This window comes from Parasalinivibrio latis (assembly GCF_036825535.1).
GTDB classification, from domain to species: Bacteria; Pseudomonadota; Gammaproteobacteria; order Enterobacterales; family Vibrionaceae; genus Parasalinivibrio; species Parasalinivibrio latis.
Map to the genome: position 1 here is coordinate 300,320 of NZ_CP098813.1, position 20,476 is coordinate 320,795.

The 20,476-nt window shown below is 48.3% G+C and carries 19 protein-coding genes; 14 read left to right on the top strand and 5 right to left on the bottom strand.

All coding sequences use genetic code 11. The features are described from left to right. The first annotated feature begins 83 nt into the window (after window positions 1–83). The 4 genes from NF212_RS18550 to NF212_RS18565 all read left to right on the top strand — a co-directional run bounded on the left by NF212_RS18550 (window position 84) and on the right by NF212_RS18565 (window position 2,348). Entirely contained in the window at window positions 84–713 is a 630-nt protein-coding gene (locus tag NF212_RS18550) for a thioredoxin domain-containing protein (protein ID WP_434362215.1), read from the top strand. 184 nt (window positions 714–897) lie between these two features. Then, window positions 898–1,392 carry a DUF2059 domain-containing protein gene (locus tag NF212_RS18555; protein WP_434362217.1) on the top strand — a complete coding sequence of 165 codons (495 nt, stop codon included), beginning with the start codon at window positions 898–900 and terminating at the stop codon, window positions 1,390–1,392. Between the two features lie 142 nt (window positions 1,393–1,534). Then, window positions 1,535–1,924 carry a DUF2750 domain-containing protein gene (locus NF212_RS18560; protein ID WP_434362218.1) on the top strand — a complete coding sequence of 130 codons (390 nt, stop codon included), beginning with the start codon at window positions 1,535–1,537 and terminating at the stop codon, window positions 1,922–1,924. 67 nt (window positions 1,925–1,991) lie between these two features. Next, window positions 1,992–2,348, top strand: a complete 357-nt coding sequence (locus tag NF212_RS18565; protein WP_434362219.1) for a YibL family ribosome-associated protein — start codon at window positions 1,992–1,994, stop codon at window positions 2,346–2,348. A 103-nt stretch (window positions 2,349–2,451) separates the two neighbouring features. Here NF212_RS18565 and NF212_RS18570 read toward each other — a convergent pair whose 3' ends face one another. Further along, window positions 2,452–3,660 carry a NupC/NupG family nucleoside CNT transporter gene (locus NF212_RS18570; RefSeq protein ID WP_434362221.1) on the bottom strand — a complete coding sequence of 403 codons (1,209 nt, stop codon included), beginning with the start codon at window positions 3,658–3,660 and terminating at the stop codon, window positions 2,452–2,454. 513 nt (window positions 3,661–4,173) lie between these two features. Between NF212_RS18570 and NF212_RS18575 the strand changes: the two genes are divergently transcribed. The 8 genes from NF212_RS18575 (at window position 4,174) to NF212_RS18610 (ending at window position 13,887) form a co-directional block, all read left to right on the top strand. After that, window positions 4,174–5,241: a phospholipase A gene (locus NF212_RS18575; protein ID WP_434362223.1), complete on the top strand. Its 1,068-nt coding sequence runs from the start codon at window positions 4,174–4,176 to the stop codon at window positions 5,239–5,241. A gap of 18 nt (window positions 5,242–5,259) precedes the next feature. Further along, entirely contained in the window at window positions 5,260–6,075 is an 816-nt protein-coding gene (locus tag NF212_RS18580) for an alpha/beta fold hydrolase (protein ID WP_434362224.1), read from the top strand. 65 nt (window positions 6,076–6,140) lie between these two features. Further along, a complete protein-coding gene (locus NF212_RS18585; RefSeq protein ID WP_434362225.1) occupies window positions 6,141–7,091 on the top strand; it encodes a DUF3179 domain-containing protein in 951 nt (316 codons plus the stop codon). A gap of 92 nt (window positions 7,092–7,183) precedes the next feature. Beyond that, window positions 7,184–7,957 (top strand): sulfite exporter TauE/SafE family protein, encoded by a 774-nt coding sequence (locus NF212_RS18590; RefSeq protein ID WP_434362226.1) that lies wholly within the window; start codon window positions 7,184–7,186, stop codon window positions 7,955–7,957. A 494-nt stretch (window positions 7,958–8,451) separates the two neighbouring features. Continuing rightward, window positions 8,452–11,283, top strand: a complete 2,832-nt coding sequence (locus NF212_RS18595; protein WP_434362227.1) for a galactose-binding domain-containing protein — start codon at window positions 8,452–8,454, stop codon at window positions 11,281–11,283. Between the two features lie 237 nt (window positions 11,284–11,520). Continuing rightward, window positions 11,521–12,267, top strand: a complete 747-nt coding sequence (locus NF212_RS18600) for an IclR family transcriptional regulator (RefSeq protein ID WP_434362228.1) — start codon at window positions 11,521–11,523, stop codon at window positions 12,265–12,267. A 22-nt stretch (window positions 12,268–12,289) separates the two neighbouring features. Then, the gene (locus tag NF212_RS18605; protein WP_434362229.1) at window positions 12,290–13,279 is read left to right on the top strand and encodes an arginase family protein; all 990 of its coding nucleotides are present in this window, start codon (window positions 12,290–12,292) and stop codon (window positions 13,277–13,279) included. A 185-nt stretch (window positions 13,280–13,464) separates the two neighbouring features. Next, complete coding sequence (locus NF212_RS18610; protein WP_434362231.1) at window positions 13,465–13,887, top strand: VOC family protein; 423 nt, start codon at window positions 13,465–13,467, stop codon at window positions 13,885–13,887. Window positions 13,888–13,889: 2 nt separating this feature from the next. Here NF212_RS18610 and NF212_RS18615 read toward each other — a convergent pair whose 3' ends face one another. From NF212_RS18615 to NF212_RS18630, 4 genes are all read right to left on the bottom strand, one after another. Then, window positions 13,890–15,212, bottom strand: coding sequence for an ABC1 kinase family protein (locus NF212_RS18615; protein WP_434362233.1), 1,323 nt, complete (start codon window positions 15,210–15,212; stop codon window positions 13,890–13,892). A gap of 57 nt (window positions 15,213–15,269) precedes the next feature. After that, entirely contained in the window at window positions 15,270–15,929 is a 660-nt protein-coding gene (locus NF212_RS18620) for a hypothetical protein (RefSeq protein ID WP_434362235.1), read from the bottom strand. Between the two features lie 127 nt (window positions 15,930–16,056). Beyond that, window positions 16,057–17,727, bottom strand: coding sequence for an alkaline phosphatase D family protein (locus NF212_RS18625; protein WP_434362237.1), 1,671 nt, complete (start codon window positions 17,725–17,727; stop codon window positions 16,057–16,059). 155 nt (window positions 17,728–17,882) lie between these two features. Then, window positions 17,883–18,800: a LysR family transcriptional regulator gene (locus tag NF212_RS18630; protein ID WP_434362239.1), complete on the bottom strand. Its 918-nt coding sequence runs from the start codon at window positions 18,798–18,800 to the stop codon at window positions 17,883–17,885. Between the two features lie 148 nt (window positions 18,801–18,948). Here NF212_RS18630 and NF212_RS18635 point away from each other — a divergent pair, with 148 nt between their 5' ends. Next, a complete protein-coding gene (locus NF212_RS18635; RefSeq protein ID WP_434362240.1) occupies window positions 18,949–19,521 on the top strand; it encodes a rhodanese-like domain-containing protein in 573 nt (190 codons plus the stop codon). Further along, entirely contained in the window at window positions 19,518–20,447 is a 930-nt protein-coding gene (locus tag NF212_RS18640) for a quinoprotein relay system zinc metallohydrolase 2 (RefSeq protein WP_434362242.1), read from the top strand. Before NF212_RS18635 ends, NF212_RS18640 begins: the two co-directional genes overlap by 4 nt. The last annotated feature ends 29 nt before the right edge of the window (window positions 20,448–20,476 follow it).

The window sequence follows — 20,476 nt, forward strand, 5'->3', positions numbered from 1 at the left end:
GTAGGGCGACCAAATAACTTGCCCGGTACTAGCCGTATGGTTTCGGCCCAGATAAACCCACATGCCAACCAAAGAGAATAAGCATGAAAATTAAATCTCTGCTGTTTGCTGCCCTGGCAACGTTGACATTGTCAGCCTGCAGTGACAATGGAAAACCAACGGAAGGAAAAGAATACACCGTTATAGCCAATCCAATCAGTGCAGGAAAAATTGCCCCTGTTACTGAAGTTTTCTCTCTTTCGTGTGGACATTGCCGCATGATGGAGGATGCTATCCCGGCGATAGAAAAAGGAACCAGCCAGGACATCAGCAAAGTGCATGTGACATTCAATGAAAGTGCTATGTTTGCTGCCCTGCTTTACTATTCAGCAGCGATTCAGGCAGAAGGCAAACTTGATCCCGCACTGACTGCTGCACTGTTTAAATACGTGCAGGAAGAGCAGACTGAATCCCCGGACAAAAACAAGGAAATCATTACCGCACTTTTTGAAAAGTACGGCCTTACCAGCCCTTATTCCCTGAGCGAGCAACAACAACAGGCACTGTTTAAGGCAATGGAAAAAGCTGATGAAGTCACTGAGCAAGCTGAAATTGTTTCAGTACCGACATTCATCGTTAACGGAAAGTACCTCGTCAACACCGCAGAACATGACAGTGTCGAAAAACTGATTTCTACACTTAACTTCCTGTTGAATACTCCTCCGTCAAAATAACTTAACTATCCGGGCCTTGGCCTTTCTGGGCCCGGTTCCCCCCTGATGCCCCCCTTTGCCACTTACTGTTCCTGTATCCCGCACCCAATCTCATTTCTGTAATGGCTCAGTACCCGACTTTCTGCGACCATGGCGAATGAATCCCGTTATGCGGCTGTAAAAGCATCAATACAAGGAACTCAATGTGAACAGACTATTCTTGGTACTCATGCTCTTTTTCCCGCTGTCGGCAATGTCAGCCCCGGCCCCCAGCGAAAGGGTACAAAAGCTGGTGAACCTGATGAACATGGACAGCATTGTGGATGTTCTGGACACCCAAATGCAGAGTATGACTAACAACATAGCTCAACAGGCAAACCTTCAACCGGATGAACGGGCACTGTTTGAGGAATACCAGGCTGGTGTTCAGAAAATAGCAATGGAAGAGTTGAATTGGGCAAATCTGGAACCCCAAATCATTGCGCTTTACGCCGAACATTTCAGTGAAAAAGAGATAGAAGACATGATTGCCTTTTACCAAACTGAGACCGGGCAGTCCGTCATTCGTAAAATGCCAGCCATTACTCAGGCATCCATGCAAATGTCCATACAGATGGTTCAGCGCGCCGCTCCCAAACTACAGAAGTACTCTCAGGAGTTTGCCCGAAAACTGCAAGCCAAACGAAGCGGTGCACAGTAGATGCTGCGGTACAATTATTCAGCACAAAACCTGCTGTAAAGAGAATTTGTGCTTATATTTCTTAGCTAACGCTATTTTTAATGGTGAGTTGATGGGACGTTTGCCATAATCCACGTTGAACTACAACCTACAGGATCCTGTCATGTCAGATTCCCTTGACGCTGGCCAACTGGCTGAAATCGCCGCTTATGATGCGGAAAAGCGTTTTAAGTACCTCGTTAGCGAAGTTGTCGCCCAACGCCAGATTTGGATTCTCGTTGACGAACACGGCTGCGTGATGCTCAATACCGATGAAGAAGACTGTGTCCCGGTTTGGCCGCGTAAGGAATTCGCCGAATCATGGGCAACCGGTGACTGGGCAGAATGCAAGGCAGAAGCCATCTCACTGGCAAAGTGGCACAGCCGTTGGACACCGGGTCTGGAAGACGACGAGTTGGCAATTGCCATTTTCCCTGATCAGCAAGGCGAAGGCGTGGTTGTTTATCCGGATGAACTGGATTTCGAACTGCGTCAAAAAGCCGGTAAGCGATAACTCTTTTTTCTGACCATGTTGCGCCTCGGTAGCGTGGTCACTCCAATGAAAGTAAACAGGTAACACTATGAACCTCAATACAGAGCTCCAGCAACTGAACAACCGTCTGGACAGACTGCGCCGCAAGCTGAGTGCTGCGATTAGCCGTAATGATGACGCGATTGCTGATGAAGCCAGAAAGGAAATCGAGGCACAGGTAAAGCGTATTAACGCCGTAAAAAGCCAGCGTGAACGCCAGGTATTCAAGAAGACCAGCGATCTGAGTTCTTTGAAATTCAAACGCGCCCTGACCAAAGCTGAGCAGGCAGACCTGGGTAAACTGAAGAAGTCGGTAAAAGGACTGGTTGTTGTACACCCTCTTACCGCACTTGGCCGCCAGATGGGCCTGAAAGAAGTTACCGGTTTTGCGCCAAAAGCGTTCTAAACCTTCACGCTGAAACACATTCTTTATACGAATAAGCCCCGGAAGCATCACTTCCGGGGCTTTTCTTTATTGGTCTGTTTTCCCTGTTCAGGAATATACCCGCTTACAGGCTGGTAAACATACCCGCCAATGCCGCACTCATCAGGTTTGCAAGGGTCGCAGCCAATACGGCTTTGAAACCCAGGTTGGCGATATCTTTGCGGCGATCCGGTGCCATGGTACCGATAGCACCAAGCTGGATAGCGATAGAGCCAATATTTGCAAAACCACATAATGCGAAGGTGATAATCACCTGGGTATGTGCGCTCAGCGCTTCCTTGATTTCAGCAAAATCCAGGTAAGCGACAAATTCGTTCAGAATCAGCTTCTGGCCAATCAGAGAGCCGGCTTGCGCCATTTCGTTTGAAGGAACACCCACCAGGTAAGCAACAGGGGCAAAGATGTAACCGAGGATGCTCTGCATAGTGACGCCCTGGAAGCCGAATACATTACCCAGACTTTCCAAGCCAGCATTCACCATTGCGATAACACTCACGAAGGCAATCAGCATGGTACCGATAGCAACAGCGATCTTCATACCGTTCATTGCCCCGGTTGCCAGCGCGTCGATCACATTCGCCTGCTCGCTCTTACCCATTTCGATATCGTCCTGATCAGCAGGAACGCTGGTTTCAGGCACCAGCAGCTTAGCCATCAGAAGGCTGCCGGGTGCTGCCATGAAGCTCGCGGCAATCAGGTATTTCAGCTCAACGCCCAGTCCCGCATAGCCGCCCAGTACAGAGCCCGCTACCGAAGCCATACCGCCTGTCATTACCGCAAAAAGCTCAGAGCGCGTCATGCTTGAAAGGAAAGGACGAACCAGCAGTGGCGATTCGCCCTGGGACAGGAAAATGTTACCGGTAGTTACCAGGGATTCGGCACGGCTGGTGCCCAACAGGCGCTGGATTCCACCACCAATAATTTTGATTACCCATTGCATGATGCCGAGGTAGTACAGGACAGAAATCAGTGCACTGATGAAGATAACCAGGGGAAGCACACGGATGGCAAACACAAAGCCATTGGTCGCCAGGTTACCAAACAGGAAGTTGATACCCTGGTCTGCAAAACTCAGAAGCGAAGCTACACCACTGCTCATTGCACCCAGCATTTTCTGGCCAACCGGGAAATAGAGTACCAAGGCCGCAAAACTGGCTTGCAGACCAAATGCTCCCAGTACAGTACGCCAATTAACAGCTTTGCGGTTTTCAGACAGCAGCCAGCCGATTACGACCAGCGACAGCATACCGGCCAGACTCATAAGAATATGCATTTTTAACCTTTAATCAGAAATTGATTGGTGGAAAGGGGAAAAGGCGTATCAGGCTGACACAGTTGGCGGGAACGGAAGATCTCTGAATAGCTCAGAACGGATAAGGAATATCCGGGTAAAGAAGAAGTGTCCGCCCAACTGATAAACATATAAGTCACCATGATAACAAGCTAAATACGTCGCCGGTCCGATTCCTTCGGGTCATTCACGTCCGGGTGACAACTTGTTTCTGGTGGCTCAACGTGTACACACGCCTCCGGGAAGGGTGCACACTCTGGCCGGGCGCGAAGTTTATAGTGAAGTACGTCACAAAAACAACCCCTATGCGTACTTTTCTTCAAAAAGAATTAACCGTCCCCTGACCATTCAGTCTGTTAAATCACCGAATTGATGAAAAATTCGCTTCCACGGTGCTTTTTCTTCCAAATTGTGCATTCTTTATTACATTGCCCGCATTGCTTCTTAACAGCGGACTGTTAGAGTAATGCGAAAACAAAAGCACAAGAGCGTAACATGACATTCCGGCTGTTATTTCCCGTTATCACCACCACACTGCTTGCTTTCCTGCCACTCTCTGCATCGGCTGAAGCTGAACCAGATCAGTCTGGTACAAATAGCGAGATCGTTGAAAACAGCACTGAAGATAAAACAGGCACCCGTCCAGAAGATATTGACCAATGTCTGCTCAACCGCCTGAAATTAGGCAGGGATGAAACCGTGGCTGAAATTCGAGAGCACTGTGACCCTACAGGGGAAGAACTTCCTAAGGCCGGCGCAATCAGCCACCGCTTCTTTGATGAAAGGCGGACTGAATTCAATCCCTTTGTCATCACTCCCCACAGGATGAATTACATTCTCCCGGTAAGTTACACCACCAGTATCAACAGGGAGGCCTATGCGTTTTCCAACGACTGGACGAAAGACCTCAAAGACACTGAAGCCAAATTCCAAATCAGTTTTAAAGTACCTTTGAACTACAACAGTATGTTTATGGATGGGGACGGTCTCTACTTTGGCTTCACCCTGCAATCCTGGTGGCAGGTCTATGCAAACGAAATTTCTGCCCCATTCCGCGAAACCAATTACCAACCGGAAGTGTTTTACACCACACCACTGGCATGGAAAATCGCAGGAGGTAACACCGGGTTTGTTCTGGGTATAGAGCACCAGTCCAACGGTCGCAGTCAGGCGTTGTCACGCAGTTGGAACCGCGTGTATGCAGCAATGATGTATGAGCGAGACCACTTTGCCATGGCTATTCGTCCCTGGTGGCGACTGCCTGAGGACAAAAAGACACAACCGGGTGAATCCGACGGCGATGATAACCCTGATATTGACGATTACATGGGACATTTTGAGCTAACAATGGCTCACCGTTGGGACGACTACGTACTTAACTTTACCGGCAGGCAGAATTTCAGTACCGGAAACGGTTATGCTGAGCTGGGGCTTACCTTTCCTCTATGGGGCAGGTTAAGAGGTTATGTACAGTATGCAAATGGATACGGTGAAAGCCTTATCGACTACAATCACCATCAGCAACGAATTGGTGTCGGTATAGCATTGACAGATCTGTTGTAAAACCCTCGGAGGGACAGGATGCCAGTCAGCAGTAACGGATTACGTTACAAACTAACCAGACCGGAGATACCAAACACGCTGTCTCCGGCAGAATCTGCCCCGACCATGGTATTTTTGCACGGTCTCGGCTCCAGCCAGGCTGACTGGGTATTTCAACTGTCCCACTTTGAAAACAATTACCCTTGCCTCTCTGTTGATCTGCCAAGCCACGGGCACTCAACGATTGATCCGGATTTCTCCCTTCCCCGATGTGCAGGGGCTCTCGATGTGTTACTAAAGGAAACAGGCATCAAAAGACCGGTATTGGTTGGTGTTTCGATGGGAGGAATGATCGCACAGGAATACGCGGCGACTTATCCGGACAATGTTCACAGCCTTGTGGTCATCAATGCGCTTGCAGAGTGCCGGGCAAGGACGGTACCTGAGCGGTGGGCCATATTTGTCAGAAATATCATGCTTCAATGGCTGAGCTTGGACAGAATCGCCAAAATCATGGCAAAGAAACTGCTCCCTGGGGATGACAAAGCGGAGCTGCGCAAAACGGCACAGGAACGTTGGAAAGCCAACAATCGGGAAGCCTATATCGCCGCATTCCACTCCATGTTTCAGTGGACTGCAACCAGCAGACTGGACGCCATTTCCCAGCCAGTGACACTAATCGCCTCAGAATTTGACTATACCCCGGTGGGTGCCAAGAAGGTGCTAAGCCACGTATTGCCTGATGCCCAGCTTTTGGTCGCAAACGGTGCCAACCACCTGTTGCCACTGGAAGACCCTTCACTTTGTAACTTTCTGATAGAGCAGCACCTTAACCGGCACACGTTAACTTACTGAAAGCCCTCCCTCTTGCATCCGGTCTTTATCTTTGACCAATTTAATTGAAGCGGGAGGATGCCGTCATGAAAGTCTTCGTTCAAATCCTGTTGTTGGTTTTTGCCGGGATATTCCTGGTTGCGGCTGCCGCAGCCAAAACACTCAACGGCTTTTTACTGGACAACACCACCATACCGCAAAATGAGATCTTTTCCGGAGGCCCAGGTAAAGACGGTATCCCCGCTATCCTTTCACCTCGTTACCTTCCCTCAAAAAAAGCCCATTACCTTAAGCCCGATGACGTCGTCCTTGGTCTCGACTACGGCGGCGAACAGAAAGCTTTCCCACTCAGGATCCTAAACTGGCATGAGGTGGTCAATGACCGCTTTGCCGGCCTGCCTGTTGTAGTGAGCTACTGTCCGTTATGCGGAAGTGGCGTAGCATTTTTAAGTAAAGTCGACGGCAAACCACTTACTTTTGGCGTATCCGGCTTGCTCTACAATTCAGATGTCCTGATGTATGACCACCAGAGTGATTCACTTTGGTCGCAACTAAAAGGGGAAGCGGTATCCGGAAAGTACGCCGGGCAAACCCTGACCCAAATACCACTAAAACTGACACGCTGGCGGGCATGGAGAGCTGAGCATCCTGATACCCTCGTTTTATCCGCCCAAACCGGATTTTTCCGTGATTACAGCCGTGACCCCTACGCCGGGTACGCTGAACATCCCGGTCTGTTTTTCCCGGTTGCAGACAAGGCACCTGCTACCTACCCAGTGAAATCACTGGTGTTGGGAATCAAAAACAGCTCGCGTCAACTTGCCATCCCCTTCATTGAAATGGAGAAGCAAAACAAGGCACAGTTTCCCTTAGAGTGGGAGGGTGAAACTGTCACTATCCATTGGAGCCAAGCCAACCAATCTGCCTGGGTAACCAACTCTGATGGAAAGATTTTGCCTTCTACCCTGCTGTACTGGTTTGCCTGGTATGCGTTTAACCCGGATACGGAGATATTTGCTGCGCCCGTCAAAGGGTGAGCTAATTCTGTGTTTTGGGATACCTTCCTTGCTGCACCGCTTTTCCTCCCATAAAGTAGCGGTGCAGCAAGCGCGATCCATGGAGGGATGCAGTGGCAACGGAGCTTATCGACCTTTTCAATGTTTATATTGTTCCGGAAGGCGTCACAGCAACCGCATCGCTGTTCCTGATTATCCTCAGTTTTTTTACCTCGTGTATTACCGCAACACTGGGTGTTGGCGGTGGTGCACTCTTAGTCGCAGCCATGGCCAGCATTCTCCCGACCTCTGCCGTGATCCCTGTCCATGGTGTGGTACAGCTGGGTTCGAACGTCGGCCGTTTTGCAGTCATGCGAAAGTACGTCAGGTACAGCGTACTGGGGTGGTTTTTAGCAGGATCTTTGCTGGGTGCAGCCCTTGGCGGCAGTATTGTTGTCAGCCTGCCTGAGCATCTTCTTAAACTGATACTTGGCAGCTTCATTTTGCTTGTAAACTGGTTCCCTGTCAGTTTTCCCCTTCGTAAAGTCGGTATGGTTTCCATAGGAGCGCTTAGCAACTTTATTTCCATGTTTGTTGGTGCGCCGGGCCCATTTCTTATTGCCACTATTCGGCGAAACTTCCCGGACAGAAAAGAACTGCTTGGCACTATGGCGGCATTCATGTCCATTCAACACGCCCTGAAAGCTGCCATATTCGGTTTTCTCGGTTTTACCATGACCGAGTGGCTCCCACTTATCGGAATAATGATTACAACCGGCTTTCTTGGAACCCTTACCGGCCGGTCTCTTTTGGAAAAAATATCCGACAAGCGGTACGGTATTACGATTAAGTGGGTACTTACAGCATTGGCAATCAGGTTGATTTGGCAGGCTCTCGCTGAACGGTAACCAGATTTTACCTCTTAAAACTTACTCACTAATTCTCCAACTAACGGAATAAATTAAACTTTTTTATTCCAACTCTTCATTCGCACTCGCATGTAGCATTATGTCGCTCAATTTCCCGATTCACTTCACGTTTTGATGAATTACAAATCGCAATAAACTGTATGAAATCACCAACAATTAAAAATCGAATACCAATAATTACATTTACATTTCAGATGAATAAGACATATCAATAATTCTCTATCAAAAATTCCATGCCCATTATAGTCAACATTTCATATATAAAATTGACGATAAAATTTAAAATCCCCTCCATTTTGGATTAGCCTGAAATCGTCACATGACGACATAAAAAACAATAAAGCTAAATAAAACTCCATAACACTATTTGGTACCCACAGACATGCACCTCAGACTTAAGAGGGCTGATCAGGAATTAATGACTACTGAATACCGTAGTTGACTAACGATAAATCCTTCACAAGGAGTGTAAATTGGAAAATTTATCCTTTAAAAAAATATTGCTTTCCAGCGCAATGATGATGGTAGTTGGAAATGCCGTTGCTGCACCTGCAAACACCGGAGATAAACGCAATTACGCGTTGGCAGGCATAGCAACTCAAAGTTCTGACTACGCGGGGAAAACTGCTGAAAGAGCAATAGACGGACGCACTGACCAGGATTACTACTCAGATTCAGTCACACATACGAATCAAGATAGCGAAGCCTGGTGGCAGGTTGATCTTCGTGAAAGCAAAAGTTTGGAAGAAATAAAAATATATTTCCGAAACGATTGTTGCGAGACAAGAAACAGCAATTTCAGTATCTATCTTTCTAATATCGACATGTCAGATATGACTGTTGCTCAACTCAATAGTCATAGTGGCGTCTATTCGATACCCTATTCATCTAATGCAAACGATGTAATATCACAGGCCGTATCGGGTAATTATCGCTATGTGATGATTAAAAAGCCGGATGAGCAGTTTCTTTCCATTGCAGAAGTCGAAATTTTTGGTGATGAAACACTGCCCCCCCTTCCTGTGAAAGAGTTCCTTGATGAACACAGGTATGGCGCATTTCTGCACTACAACATGTCTGTGTACAATTACCGCCAATGGGCGGATCCTTTTGCTCCTGTTTCTGATTTTGCTCCAACTAATCTCGACATCGCTCAGTGGGCAGATATTATCAAAGAGGCGGGCATGACCTATGCTGTTCTTACCGCCAAGCACCATGACGGCTTCTCAATATGGGATACAAAATACACTGAGCATAATTCTTTAAACTCACCGTGCGACTGTGACGTTGTTGAACAATACATGCAAGCCTTCAGAGAAGCCGGTATTACTCCAGCCCTCTACTATTCAATATGGGATCGCCGAGATCCGGTCATTAACACCACTTCCACAGCAGCAAGACCAGAAGGTGTAGACACAAGTGACGGCTTGACGGTAATTGGTTGGACTAAACGCAACCAAGATCCACTTTACATTAAGAATCAACTTCGTGAGTTGTTGACTGAATACGGCGACGTTCCATTACTATGGTTTGACGCATGGGGACAAATTGCCGCATATGATTATGTACCGTATCAAGATATGCGCGATTTCATTCGACATGTATCCCCCGAAACTATCATTGTGAACAATGACAAAGAATTCTCTAACGACACAGCTGACCTTACTTCGCTGGAAGTCCTCTCCAGCGGTTTGGACCCGGAAGCAGATGTTGTTGCGGGATTCAATACAATGTACGCTGGGATATCAGCTGGTACCTGGTTCTCTCATGAGACATCCGGCGGACCGCGTAACCCGTACGATTTAGCAAAAGTACTTTACGAAACCACACTCACTCCCAATGGCACTTATCTTTTGAATCTTCCTATTGTTCAAGAAGGTACAATGCCAGAATTTATTCGCGAGCACTTGGCAAATGTCAATGAAATCAGGGATGAACTGATTTACACAAATCAGAAACTTCCTGGAACAAATCTCGCGTTTGGTAAAAACACGTCCCAAAGTTCAACGCTTGGTTCTCTCGATAGTACAAAAGCTGTAGATGGTGATTTTTCTGGTGAAAACAGCTATCTCATAAATGGTGAATACGTTGACAAAGGCTCCCTTCAACACACCCAGTCTGAAAACCAACCTTGGTGGGCTGTTGATTTGGGGAACTCCTTACATGTAGATGAAATACGTGTCTGGAACCGCACTGACTGCTGTGAAAGCCGTTTGGATAAGCTAGCTGTTCACTGGAGTGACTCACCTATCGACTATTCTCTTTGGGATGCTTCAGGAAACTTGCAGGTTTTTGAAAATGTTGCGGTATTGGATAAAAGCGAATCTGGGCGGGTATTTTCATCACGGGTGAACAGTGAGGCGCGTTACGTGAAAGTGCAAAAGGCTGACCACGGAATTTTAAATACTGCAGAAATTGAGGTACTCCAGTATTCCCGGAATATCGCGGCAGACGGCACAGCTACTCAAAGCTCCACCAGTCACAATGGCATTGCGAGTCGGGCAATTGACAACAATGTTGACGGCAATTTCCACAACGGTTCTGTTACCCACACATATAGCGAACTCAATCCTTGGTGGGAAGTTGATTTGGGTGCACAGAAAACATTTACCAACATTAAACTGCTGAACCGCACCGATTGTTGTTTCCGCAGACTTCAGGATGCTTATGTGTTCGTTTCAGATTCCCCAATGCAAGGGAAATCACTGGAACAGTTGAAAAATGACGCCAACGTTAAACAATTCAGCCGTGATGCAATCGGCCAGATGTGGAACATTTCGTCAGTTATGAATGGCCAGTATATACGTGTGCAACTTGAGGGGCAGGGAATTCTCTCTCTGGCTGAAGTAGTCGTTCTTGAAGCACCTGACGCGGCTGGTAGTTTGGCATTAAATCAGACCACCTCTCAAAGCTCTACCTTTGCTGGGGGAACTTCTTCCAGAGCTGTTGATGGGAACATAGCCAGCAGATGGGAGTTAGGTTCCATCACTCATACAGACAGTGAAAATGAACCTTGGTGGGCAGTGGATCTTGGCAGCAACAATACCATTAACAAGGTTACACTTTTCTCCCGCACCGATTGTTGTACAACCAGGACAAATGACCTTTACATCATGCTGTTTGATTCTGCTCCTGATACAAATGCGACATTGAAACAGAATATTGAAACAGCCAAACATGTCGTAAAAGTTAATGTTGTCAGTGATATAAGTGAAGTTAAGGTGCCGGGTATAAGTGCAAGTCATCTCCTTCTTAGGAAAGAGAACAAAGGTATACTGAGCTTTGCGGAAGTTATTGTTGAATAGCAGTCACTAAAGTTTTTCGTAAAGCACTTTAAAGTGAAGTCGAGCCGGTGAATACGTTTCACCGGCTTTTTCATTCCTATGCCCCGCCCTCCAAATCTGTCTATATGTACGCCAACATCCCAAGCGGTGAGATTGAAAAACAAAATCTCACAATTACTTTCCCATTAATCGGGAATGATAATTGCGTCGCATTGCCTAACACTGTTTACTATTTGTATGACTTTATAGGTGGTAACCATGTTCGATCCCAAGCAAAGCGGCGCTACCGAACGCCTGATGATGGTCATGATGCAGATCGCCATCTCCCCATCGCCAATATCCGTACAACAACTTAGCGATCAACTTCAGATTCCTAAAAGCAGCCTTTACCGCCACCTGGCCCTGCTGCGCGAATGGAACCTGATCATGATGGACCCGGACTACCACCGTTACACCATCGGCCCGGCGGCGCTGGCGTTGCAGCATAATTTTTCGACGCTTTCCCACCTATCCGGAAACGTGGAAAGAACCCTGGTGCGGTTGCAACAACAAACCGGAGAAATGGCTGCTTACATGGTCCCGATGGGCTTCCAGGCAATGTGTGTAGACAGCATTGAAAGCCTGAATGCCCTGCGATGCAGCTTTGAAAAGGGAAAGAGTCAGCCATTGATTCGCGGCGCATCATCCAAGGTGATGCTGGCACATATGGAAATAGCTGATGTCAATGCTGTTCTTGACCACTTTCTGGTTACAGACATTGCCGAGCGGGATCGTTGGCACAACAACCTTGAAGCGATTCGCACTCAGGGGTTTGCCATCAGTAACTCTGAATTTGATTCCGGTGTCTCTGGCGTCAGTGCGCCGGTACTTCACCACGGGAAACTCGTTGGTGCGGTCAGTATCATGGCACCGGAAGAGCGGGTCAGCCGCAACCGTAAGTTGATTGTTGACAGTGTTCTGGGCGCCGCTGTTGCCATTGCCCATCCTTGGCGGCACAGCAGGTAACCAATAATTAAGGAGAGCAGCGATGTTATTCGACCCGATATTGAAACTGTTCCAACGCCGTCAGGCGAAGCCCGGTCGTCAGCATGCTGCGGGTTATTCTCTTTCACCTCTGAAAGACGGCGGTGAAGCCGGGCTGGTATTGGTTGGTGCCGCAACTGACCTGAGTGAACCCGATCCAAAGAGCGCAGAAGGTGCCCGTCTTGGTCCTCAGGCCATTCTCGAAACAATGAAACCCATATCACGCTGGCCAATACCGGTTTATAGCACCCCTACCCTGTCTGATTACGATACCAGCGTAGAGGATGTACTTTCCCGACAGTACCAGCGACTGCGCGAGCTTTTCCAAACTCGCCATTTGCCGGTTGTGCTGGGAGGCGGCCATGAAGTGGCATTGTCCAGTTACAAAGCACTGTCTGACCATGCGGCCGAGGAGTGCGGGGAAACCCGGATTCCAAAGATCGGCGTCATCAACATGGACGCTCACTTTGAGCTGCGCACCACCCTGGCTATCCGTTCAGGGGCTGCATTCCATTTTGCCGCCAACCATGCCAAGGAGAATGGCAGGCCGTTTCAGTATATGGTGCTGGGTATAGACGAAAAAGCGAACCCTGCTTCTGTCCTGGAACGTGCCCGGAGTTTAAATGCCAAATGGGTGACGGCGAAAGACATGAGCAAAGGCCATAAAAAGCCACTGATTGCCCTGCTTGACGACTTTCTGGCAGATGTCGACTACCTGCATCTCTCTATCGATCTGGATGTTTTTTCCAGCGCACTCGCACCGGGTGTTGCAATGCCTCAGTCACAGGGAATCAGTTATTCCATGGCAACACTGGTCATTGACCACCTGCTGGCAAGCGGAAAAGTACGGGTTATTGATATCGCAGAACTGGTGCCAGATTTTGACTGGGACAACCAGACAGCAAATCTGGCAGTAAAACTGCTCCGTCACATTGCACGCAAACAGGCAGACACTGAAAAGACAGCAAATAAAACAGCCCAAGCTACATTCTGACAGAACCCTTGTTGTCATGCTTTATTAAGCATGATGCCTTAACCTTTTTGCCCGGTGCCTGAGCCGGGCTTTTTTCTGCCCCAGATTCTCACTACCATTGTTAAACCGATCGGATCATTTCAACCAGTCAGAATGGTCAAGGAATGAGTCTGATTGGTATTAAACCACACCTTGGGGACGCACGCATGAACCAGCAAATCGCGCATATCGCCATCGTTGTCAGGGATTACGATGAAGCAATTGATTTCTACGTGAACAAACTGAGCTTTACGCTCGTTGAAGATACTTACCAACCAGAGCAAGACAAACGTTGGGTAGTGGTTTCCCCACCCGGTTCAGGAGGGACAACGTTGCTTCTCGCAAAAGCATCCAAACCTGAACAACAGCCCTTTATCGGTAATCAGGCCGGAGGCCGGGTATTTATTTTCCTGAGTACGGACAATTTCTGGCGGGACTACAACCGGTTGGTAGAAATCGGTATTCACTTTGTGCGGGAACCCAAAGAGGCAGAGTACGGTACCGTCGCCGTGTTCGAAGACTTGTATGGAAACCTATGGGATTTGGTGGAATTTGCCTCAGGTCACCCGATGGCGACCCAGACTGTATAATTTCAGGGTTCTACACTATAAGGATCAAACAGCTCCCTCACATTTATGCTGGCACCAAGCCGGGCGGCGAGCAGGTACATACCACCTATTTTCCGGTGCAGGAACAGGGCATCTGCTGGCGGGCTGTGCCAGTAGTTCTGTTCCATGCTAAGGGCTGTACCGGCTTCACTGATGCGAGCGGCTAGGTTTGATGATCCAAAATCGTAGGCTTTGTCTTCGAACAGCGGCTCACAGGCGATCATGACGATATCGACTACCGCCTCTTTCTGTTCCGGCAAAATGGTTTCACTGAAAAAGCCGATTTGGGACAAGGCATCGGCAATCGCTTCTCTGTCTTGGATTGTTGCTGCGGAAAACAGCTTTCGGTATCCATCACTGACTGCTTCGGAATAATGTCGGGCAGCGCCAAAGTCCAGCAGAACGAGCTGTCCGGTATTGTTGTTAAAAAGGTAGTTGGCAAAATTCGGGTCGGTCTGTACCAGCCTGAACGAAAAGATTTCCTTGAAAAACAGACGCAGCAGCGCATGCATTACCCGGTCACGAACCTGCTGGGAAGCATCAACTAAGGATTCAATCGGCTCACCTTCCAAGTAGGTCATAGCAAGAACACCGGGCGACGTGATTTCATGGTAGACATCCGGCAGGACAAAGTCACTGTCCCCGGACAGGTGCTCACGGTAGGTATCCAATTGCCGGGCTTCGAGCTGGTAATCCGATTCAGCGTGAAGCTGTTTTTTAGCTTCATCCAGCAGCGAGTGGTAGTCCACCCCCGCCGGGATTAACCCAGTCACACCGAGTAAGGTCATCACATTGTTGACGTCACTGTCTATGCTGTCTCGGATACCGGGATACTGCACTTTTACTGCAAGCCGGGTACCGTCATCCGCATGGGCGGAGTGAACCTGACCTATTGAGGCAGCCGCTATGGGTTTGAAAGTAAACTCGATGAAGTTTTGTTTCCAACCGGAACCGAGTTCTTTTTCAAGCACCGAAGAAAGTTGTGAAGGGGGCATTGCCGTACCGTTGGCGCGCAAACGGGAAAGCACATCTGTCAATTCAGCCGGAAGCAAATCACCGGCATCCATGCTCAGGAGCTGGCCGACCTTCATCGCGGCTCCACGGAGTTGCGCAAGTTGGTCAGCAACTCGCATGGCATTGCCGGGGGTCAACAGCAAATCTCTGGCTTTGGGTCTTTTTCCCTGGGCCAGTTGCTTTGCGCCTTCCACCGCCATATTAGTTGCAACCCGCGTTGCAAGGCTGCCCAGTTTCCCCATCCGGGTAAACCGGCCGCTTGGTACCGCTGAATCCCGCGTATCTTCACTCATGGATAGCGTTTCCTTTTTTCCCGTTTTCTTCCACTACGAAAAATTTCACATGGAAGTTCAGGCAGTTCTGGATTCCAGATTCCGATTTACCGCGACAGAGTTGAAATGACGAATCTGCCGTGAGTCATCACCTTTCAGCTGGAAGTACGTCGGCTCAAAAATATCCCACCGGCAAAGTTCTATAGGTGTCACTTCTGAGCTGTTAATATCCCGCACAACATTGGCATTTTCCAGCCCCGCGGCGACCAGTTCAGAGCAGAACAGGCGGCTTAATTCTTCCTTCGCAAAACCGGGACCTCCGATAGCGTCAAGGCCATCAATCGCTGATGCCAGTGCCTGGGAATAATCATAAGGCTTGTGATTCTGTCGGAACATAAAGTTGAAAAATGCGCTTTGGTCAAAATGATCCCGACGGACATCTTCTCTTAGCGGCAACCACCAAACCTCACCATCATAATCCCGTAACCGTTCACTGAAACGCGATAGTGTCACTCCAGCAAATTCATCCATAATGGTCGATTCCATGACCTGGTTGAAGAAACGTCCGCTGGTCTCATCCAGCATCTGAGTTTGCATAACGATACCGACATGGGAAACATCTGACCGGGTTGTGAACTTAATCAGCTTGGAAAAGGCACTTTGCCCGCCAAATGCGACAACATCACCCGGTTTCATCCTTTGTCTTGCATCTTGATAACTGATTGTCTTACAGGTCATCGTCATTCCCCTTCGTTTGCATATGTATGAAAGGTTAGACGACCCAAAACTAACTGGAACGGTTTCTCGCTAATAAAAACGCCCTGTTGTGACAGGGCGCATAATAAAGAAACACACCATAAACAACTTATGGGATATCAAGTGCTTGCCCATCCGAAGAAGAAAGCTGTATGGATTGCGTCGTGTAGGTTTGAGATTTTACGGTGTCCACCAGCGTCCACTCAGCCTGGACCTTTTCCCGGGTCAGAGTAAGACGCATCAATCCTCTCTGAGAGATATCAGCCCACTGGAGCTCATCAATCATCGCTATCAGCGATCCTCTCAGTTGTTCAACTTGTTCTGCCGGTAACGGTAGGTAAGTTTCTATCCCTGGCGAAGAAACAGAACTGGTGGCAAATTCGATACCAACCGGCGTCCCTGACATATCGGCAAGCTGACTGCACCATGCATTGTGAGTATCACCAGCCAGGCTTACCACTCTCTGTTTTCCAAGAGCCTTGCAGGTAGCGTACAACCACTCCCTGTCTGCCATATACCCGTCCCAGGCATCAAGGTTATAAGGTAGTTTTAACTGGTTCTGTGGTGATCCCGGATTAACCAGAGCATCCTGGATGGCGAGCTGCATATTCTGAAGAGCAGCCGGAAGTTGTTCAGGAGTTGCATTCAACACGCCAAACAGTGCAAGTAGTACCGGAGCAGGAAGCTGCATTTTTGCCATCAGGATCTGCTGGCCAAACACCTGCCATTGCGCCGGGCTGTTTGCAAGAGACCCGGACAGCCAGTTTTTCTGCGCTTCACCCAGCAACTGCCGGGTAGGTGATGCAGCCTGGGCCAACAAAGCACCAAGTTGAGCGGGATCTGAAGGGTTGATATTTGCATAGTCCAGTGGCTCATCCCTTGCTGTTACCCGTGTATCCAGCATATAGATAGAGGCCAGATCACCAAAGGCCACTTCGCGGTAGATATTTGATGCGTTTTCCGGATTTTCGCGTACCGGTAACCATTCAAGCCATGCCATTAATGCAGCAGCACGTCTTTCTGAAAACTCCCCTTCATCCGGTTGGTGGTTTTCCGCCCCTTCTCGCCATGCATCATTGGCTATTTCATGATCATCCCATACCGCAATCATAGGCATGCTTGCATGCAGGGCTTTCAGATCAGGATCCGTCCGGTATTGCGCATACCTTTTCCGGTAGTCGTCAAGAGTGATGCACTCCGTACCCTTGCTGGGGAGCCTGCCCAGAGCCTCAGCATCTTCCGTAGCATAGCCGCCGTTGCCGTATTCATATATATAATCACCAAGATGGAGACAGGCATCAAAAGGCCTTTGTTGATGCTGGCTGACAATTTCACGGTAGACGTTGAAATAGCCTGCCGGATAATTTGAGCAGGAGACAACGGCAAGGGAAACCTCATTCAAGTTCCGACTGCGGACAGTACGTGTCTCTCCCACTTGGGAAACAACATTATTGGCAATGAACCTGAAGTAATATTTTTTACCAGGACGAAGGCCTCCTACATCCACTTTAACCGTAAAGTCACGAGAGCTGTCTGTTTGGACTATTCCCTTCGCTGCAACCCCGCGGAATCTCCGATTGCGGGAAACCTCCCAGCGCACCGGCATATACGGAGCATCCGTTGTTACGCGGCTCCATATAATGACACTGGTTTCGGTCGGATCCCCGCTGGCAACACCATGGTCGAATTTCACCGGGAACCAAAAACAGCCAGAAAGAGAAGCAGCCACCGGCGCAGACGCCATGGCTTTGATAAGCGTTCTTCTTGTTAGTTTGCTCATAGATACTTCCGTCAATCCTTTGAGTGGTCGGATGTGTAGGGTAACTTGCACTGGCAGCCAGAAAGTGTTCAAAAGAAGAGATTGAGAAAAAACCAGTGCGCTTTCATGTCTCATAAATGAGGCAAAACAGAAAGGATTGAATTTAGAATAGCCTATCAGGGAACTTCTGCTTCCTCTTCCTCTTCCTCGATCCAGGGAAGGTGCTCAGAAAAACGTTCACTTAGGAAGTCTACAAACAGACGTACTTTAGCTGACAGGTGACGGTTATAAGGGTAAACAGCCCATACTCCGGAATCCGGACTGCGAAACTCATCCAACACTGTCACCAATTCACCACGCCGTATTTTATCGACAACATAATAGTCGGGAAGCTGCGCAAGACCTAAGCCCCTCAGCGCCGCATCAAGGATTGCTGTGCCACTGTTTCCATGCCAGCGTCCTTTGACTTTCATTTGGGTCAGTAAGCCGTCTTTCTGGAAACTCCATGTATCAAGAGTACCAATAAGACAATCATGATGTTGAATATCATCAAGGGAAGCAGGTGTACCAAATTCTTTTAAATATTCACCAGAAGCAACAACATATAATTGCCGGGGAGCCAAGCGTCGAGCCATTAGAGTAGAATCTTTTAAAATACCGGTTCGAATTGCCAGGTCATAACCATCATGAATCATATCCATGACTTGATTAGAAAAATGGAATTCAACACTGAGTTTCGGATGGTTTCGTATAAATTCGTTGGCAAGAGGAGCAATATATTTCTCACCAAATACCGCAGGGGCAGTTATTTTTAATAAGCCCTGTGGTTGTGTTTGTAATTGCGTAACAATAGCTTCGGCGTCAGAGAAACCATCTAACAACTGGTTACAATGGTCAAAATAAACTTTTCCCATTTCAGTTAGTGTGACCTGACGGGTCGTGCGATAAAGCAAACGCGTACTCAAACGATGTTCTAACGCGTCAATCTGACGACTTACATGTGAAGTCGACACACCCAGCTTTCTCGCTGCCGCGGTGAAGCTACCACAGTTGACTACTTCGACAAACTCTTCAACGCCACTCCAGCGATTCATTTTTGCACCTCAGAAATGAACTTTAGCAATTAATGCACAAATATATTCGGCCTGTTTCCGGTCTCCTTGTTATCATAAGGTTAATAGCGGTTCCTAAATCTTTCTAATAGTTCCTACTAAGGTAGGAGCTTTAACGGAATAAAGTAGTATGCAGTGTGTATTATTATTGAAACGGATTCTTATAATTGGAATTTTATCATTATTCTTAACTCCTAATTCAGCACTATCTAATGAAATAGAAGAACCAAAAGAATATAGACAAAATAATTACAGGGCTGCAGTTCCTGGGAAAGTAACTGGTGCAGGTGTTATTGAAACACCTCAGGAACTTGAAACATTTATTAAACAATATAATCCAGTTTTGCTCGATGTCTACCCTGCGGCAAGAAAACCCGATAACCTCGCAGACACTGAGTTGTGGATTGAGCCAACCCGAAGCACCTTGCCTGGTGCAGTCTGGCTTGCCAATGTCGGTCTAGGCACGTTGACACTTCCCCTTGAGGAACATTTCCGCAAGACACTCGGGACACTTACAGGAAATAACCCCGGTTACCCGGTTGTCATTTTTTGTGAGCCTTCCTGCTGGCATTCCTGGAATGCAACCAAACGTGCAGTTGCAGAGGGCTACACCCAAATCTACTGGTACCGGGCTGGCGTTAAGGGATGGGAAGAGACAGGTTTGCCATTGGTCCCCCTTCACCCCATGAGGCCGGCACCATGAATCGCCTGCTGACACTATGTTCGTTTTGGGTTGCAGTGACTTTCCAGCCTGCCATTGCCGGGCGCATTCCATCCTCACTGGAATTTGATCAGATAGCACAAGGCGTCTATGTCTACACCGGGAAAATTGATGATGTGTTCTCGTCCCCGTATGGCTTGGTTTCAAATTCCACATTTGTCGTAGGGGAAAAATCAGTCGCCGTTATCGACACCGGCACCAGCCTCCGGCAAGGGAAACTCATCCGAAAAGCGATACGGATGGTCACAGATCTTCCGATCAGTCATGTCATCAGCACCCATGTCCACCTTGATCATATCTTTGGTAACAGAGCATTCCTGGATGACCACCCGGACTTTGTCGCGCACCATAAAATACTTTCCGACCTCCGCGCCAAGGCTCCGTATTACCAGGACAGGCTGGCCGATCAGCCACAAAGCACCTGGTATGAAGGGACGGGGCCCGTACAACCAACGATGTTGATCGACAAAGTCACCGAAATTGATTTGGGCGGCAGGGTATTGTTACTGGAGCCACATGGCCGGGCCCATACCCTGCATGACCTGACAGTCTATGACCAGAATACCCGTACCTTGATTGCGGGTGATCTGGTATTTGAAGATCACTGCCCCTCAATTGACGGCAGCATTACAGGATGGATAACTGTCCTTGAGGGACTTCGTACCCTGCCCTTTTCCAAATTGGTTCCAGGGCATGGCAAGGTAATGACCGGCACCGAACCGATAGAAAAACAAATCACTTACCTTTCCGCCCTTACTGAAGCCGTGCGCCAGGCCGTTGCAAAACAGGTGGATATATACACTGCAAGCACCACGTTGCTGCAAGACCACCGCGATAATTGGAAACTGTTTGATGTGTTCCATGCCCGAAATGTTATCCAGGCCTATAAGGAATTGGAGTGGGAATAGGGTTATCTCTCCCTCCATTGACGTGACCA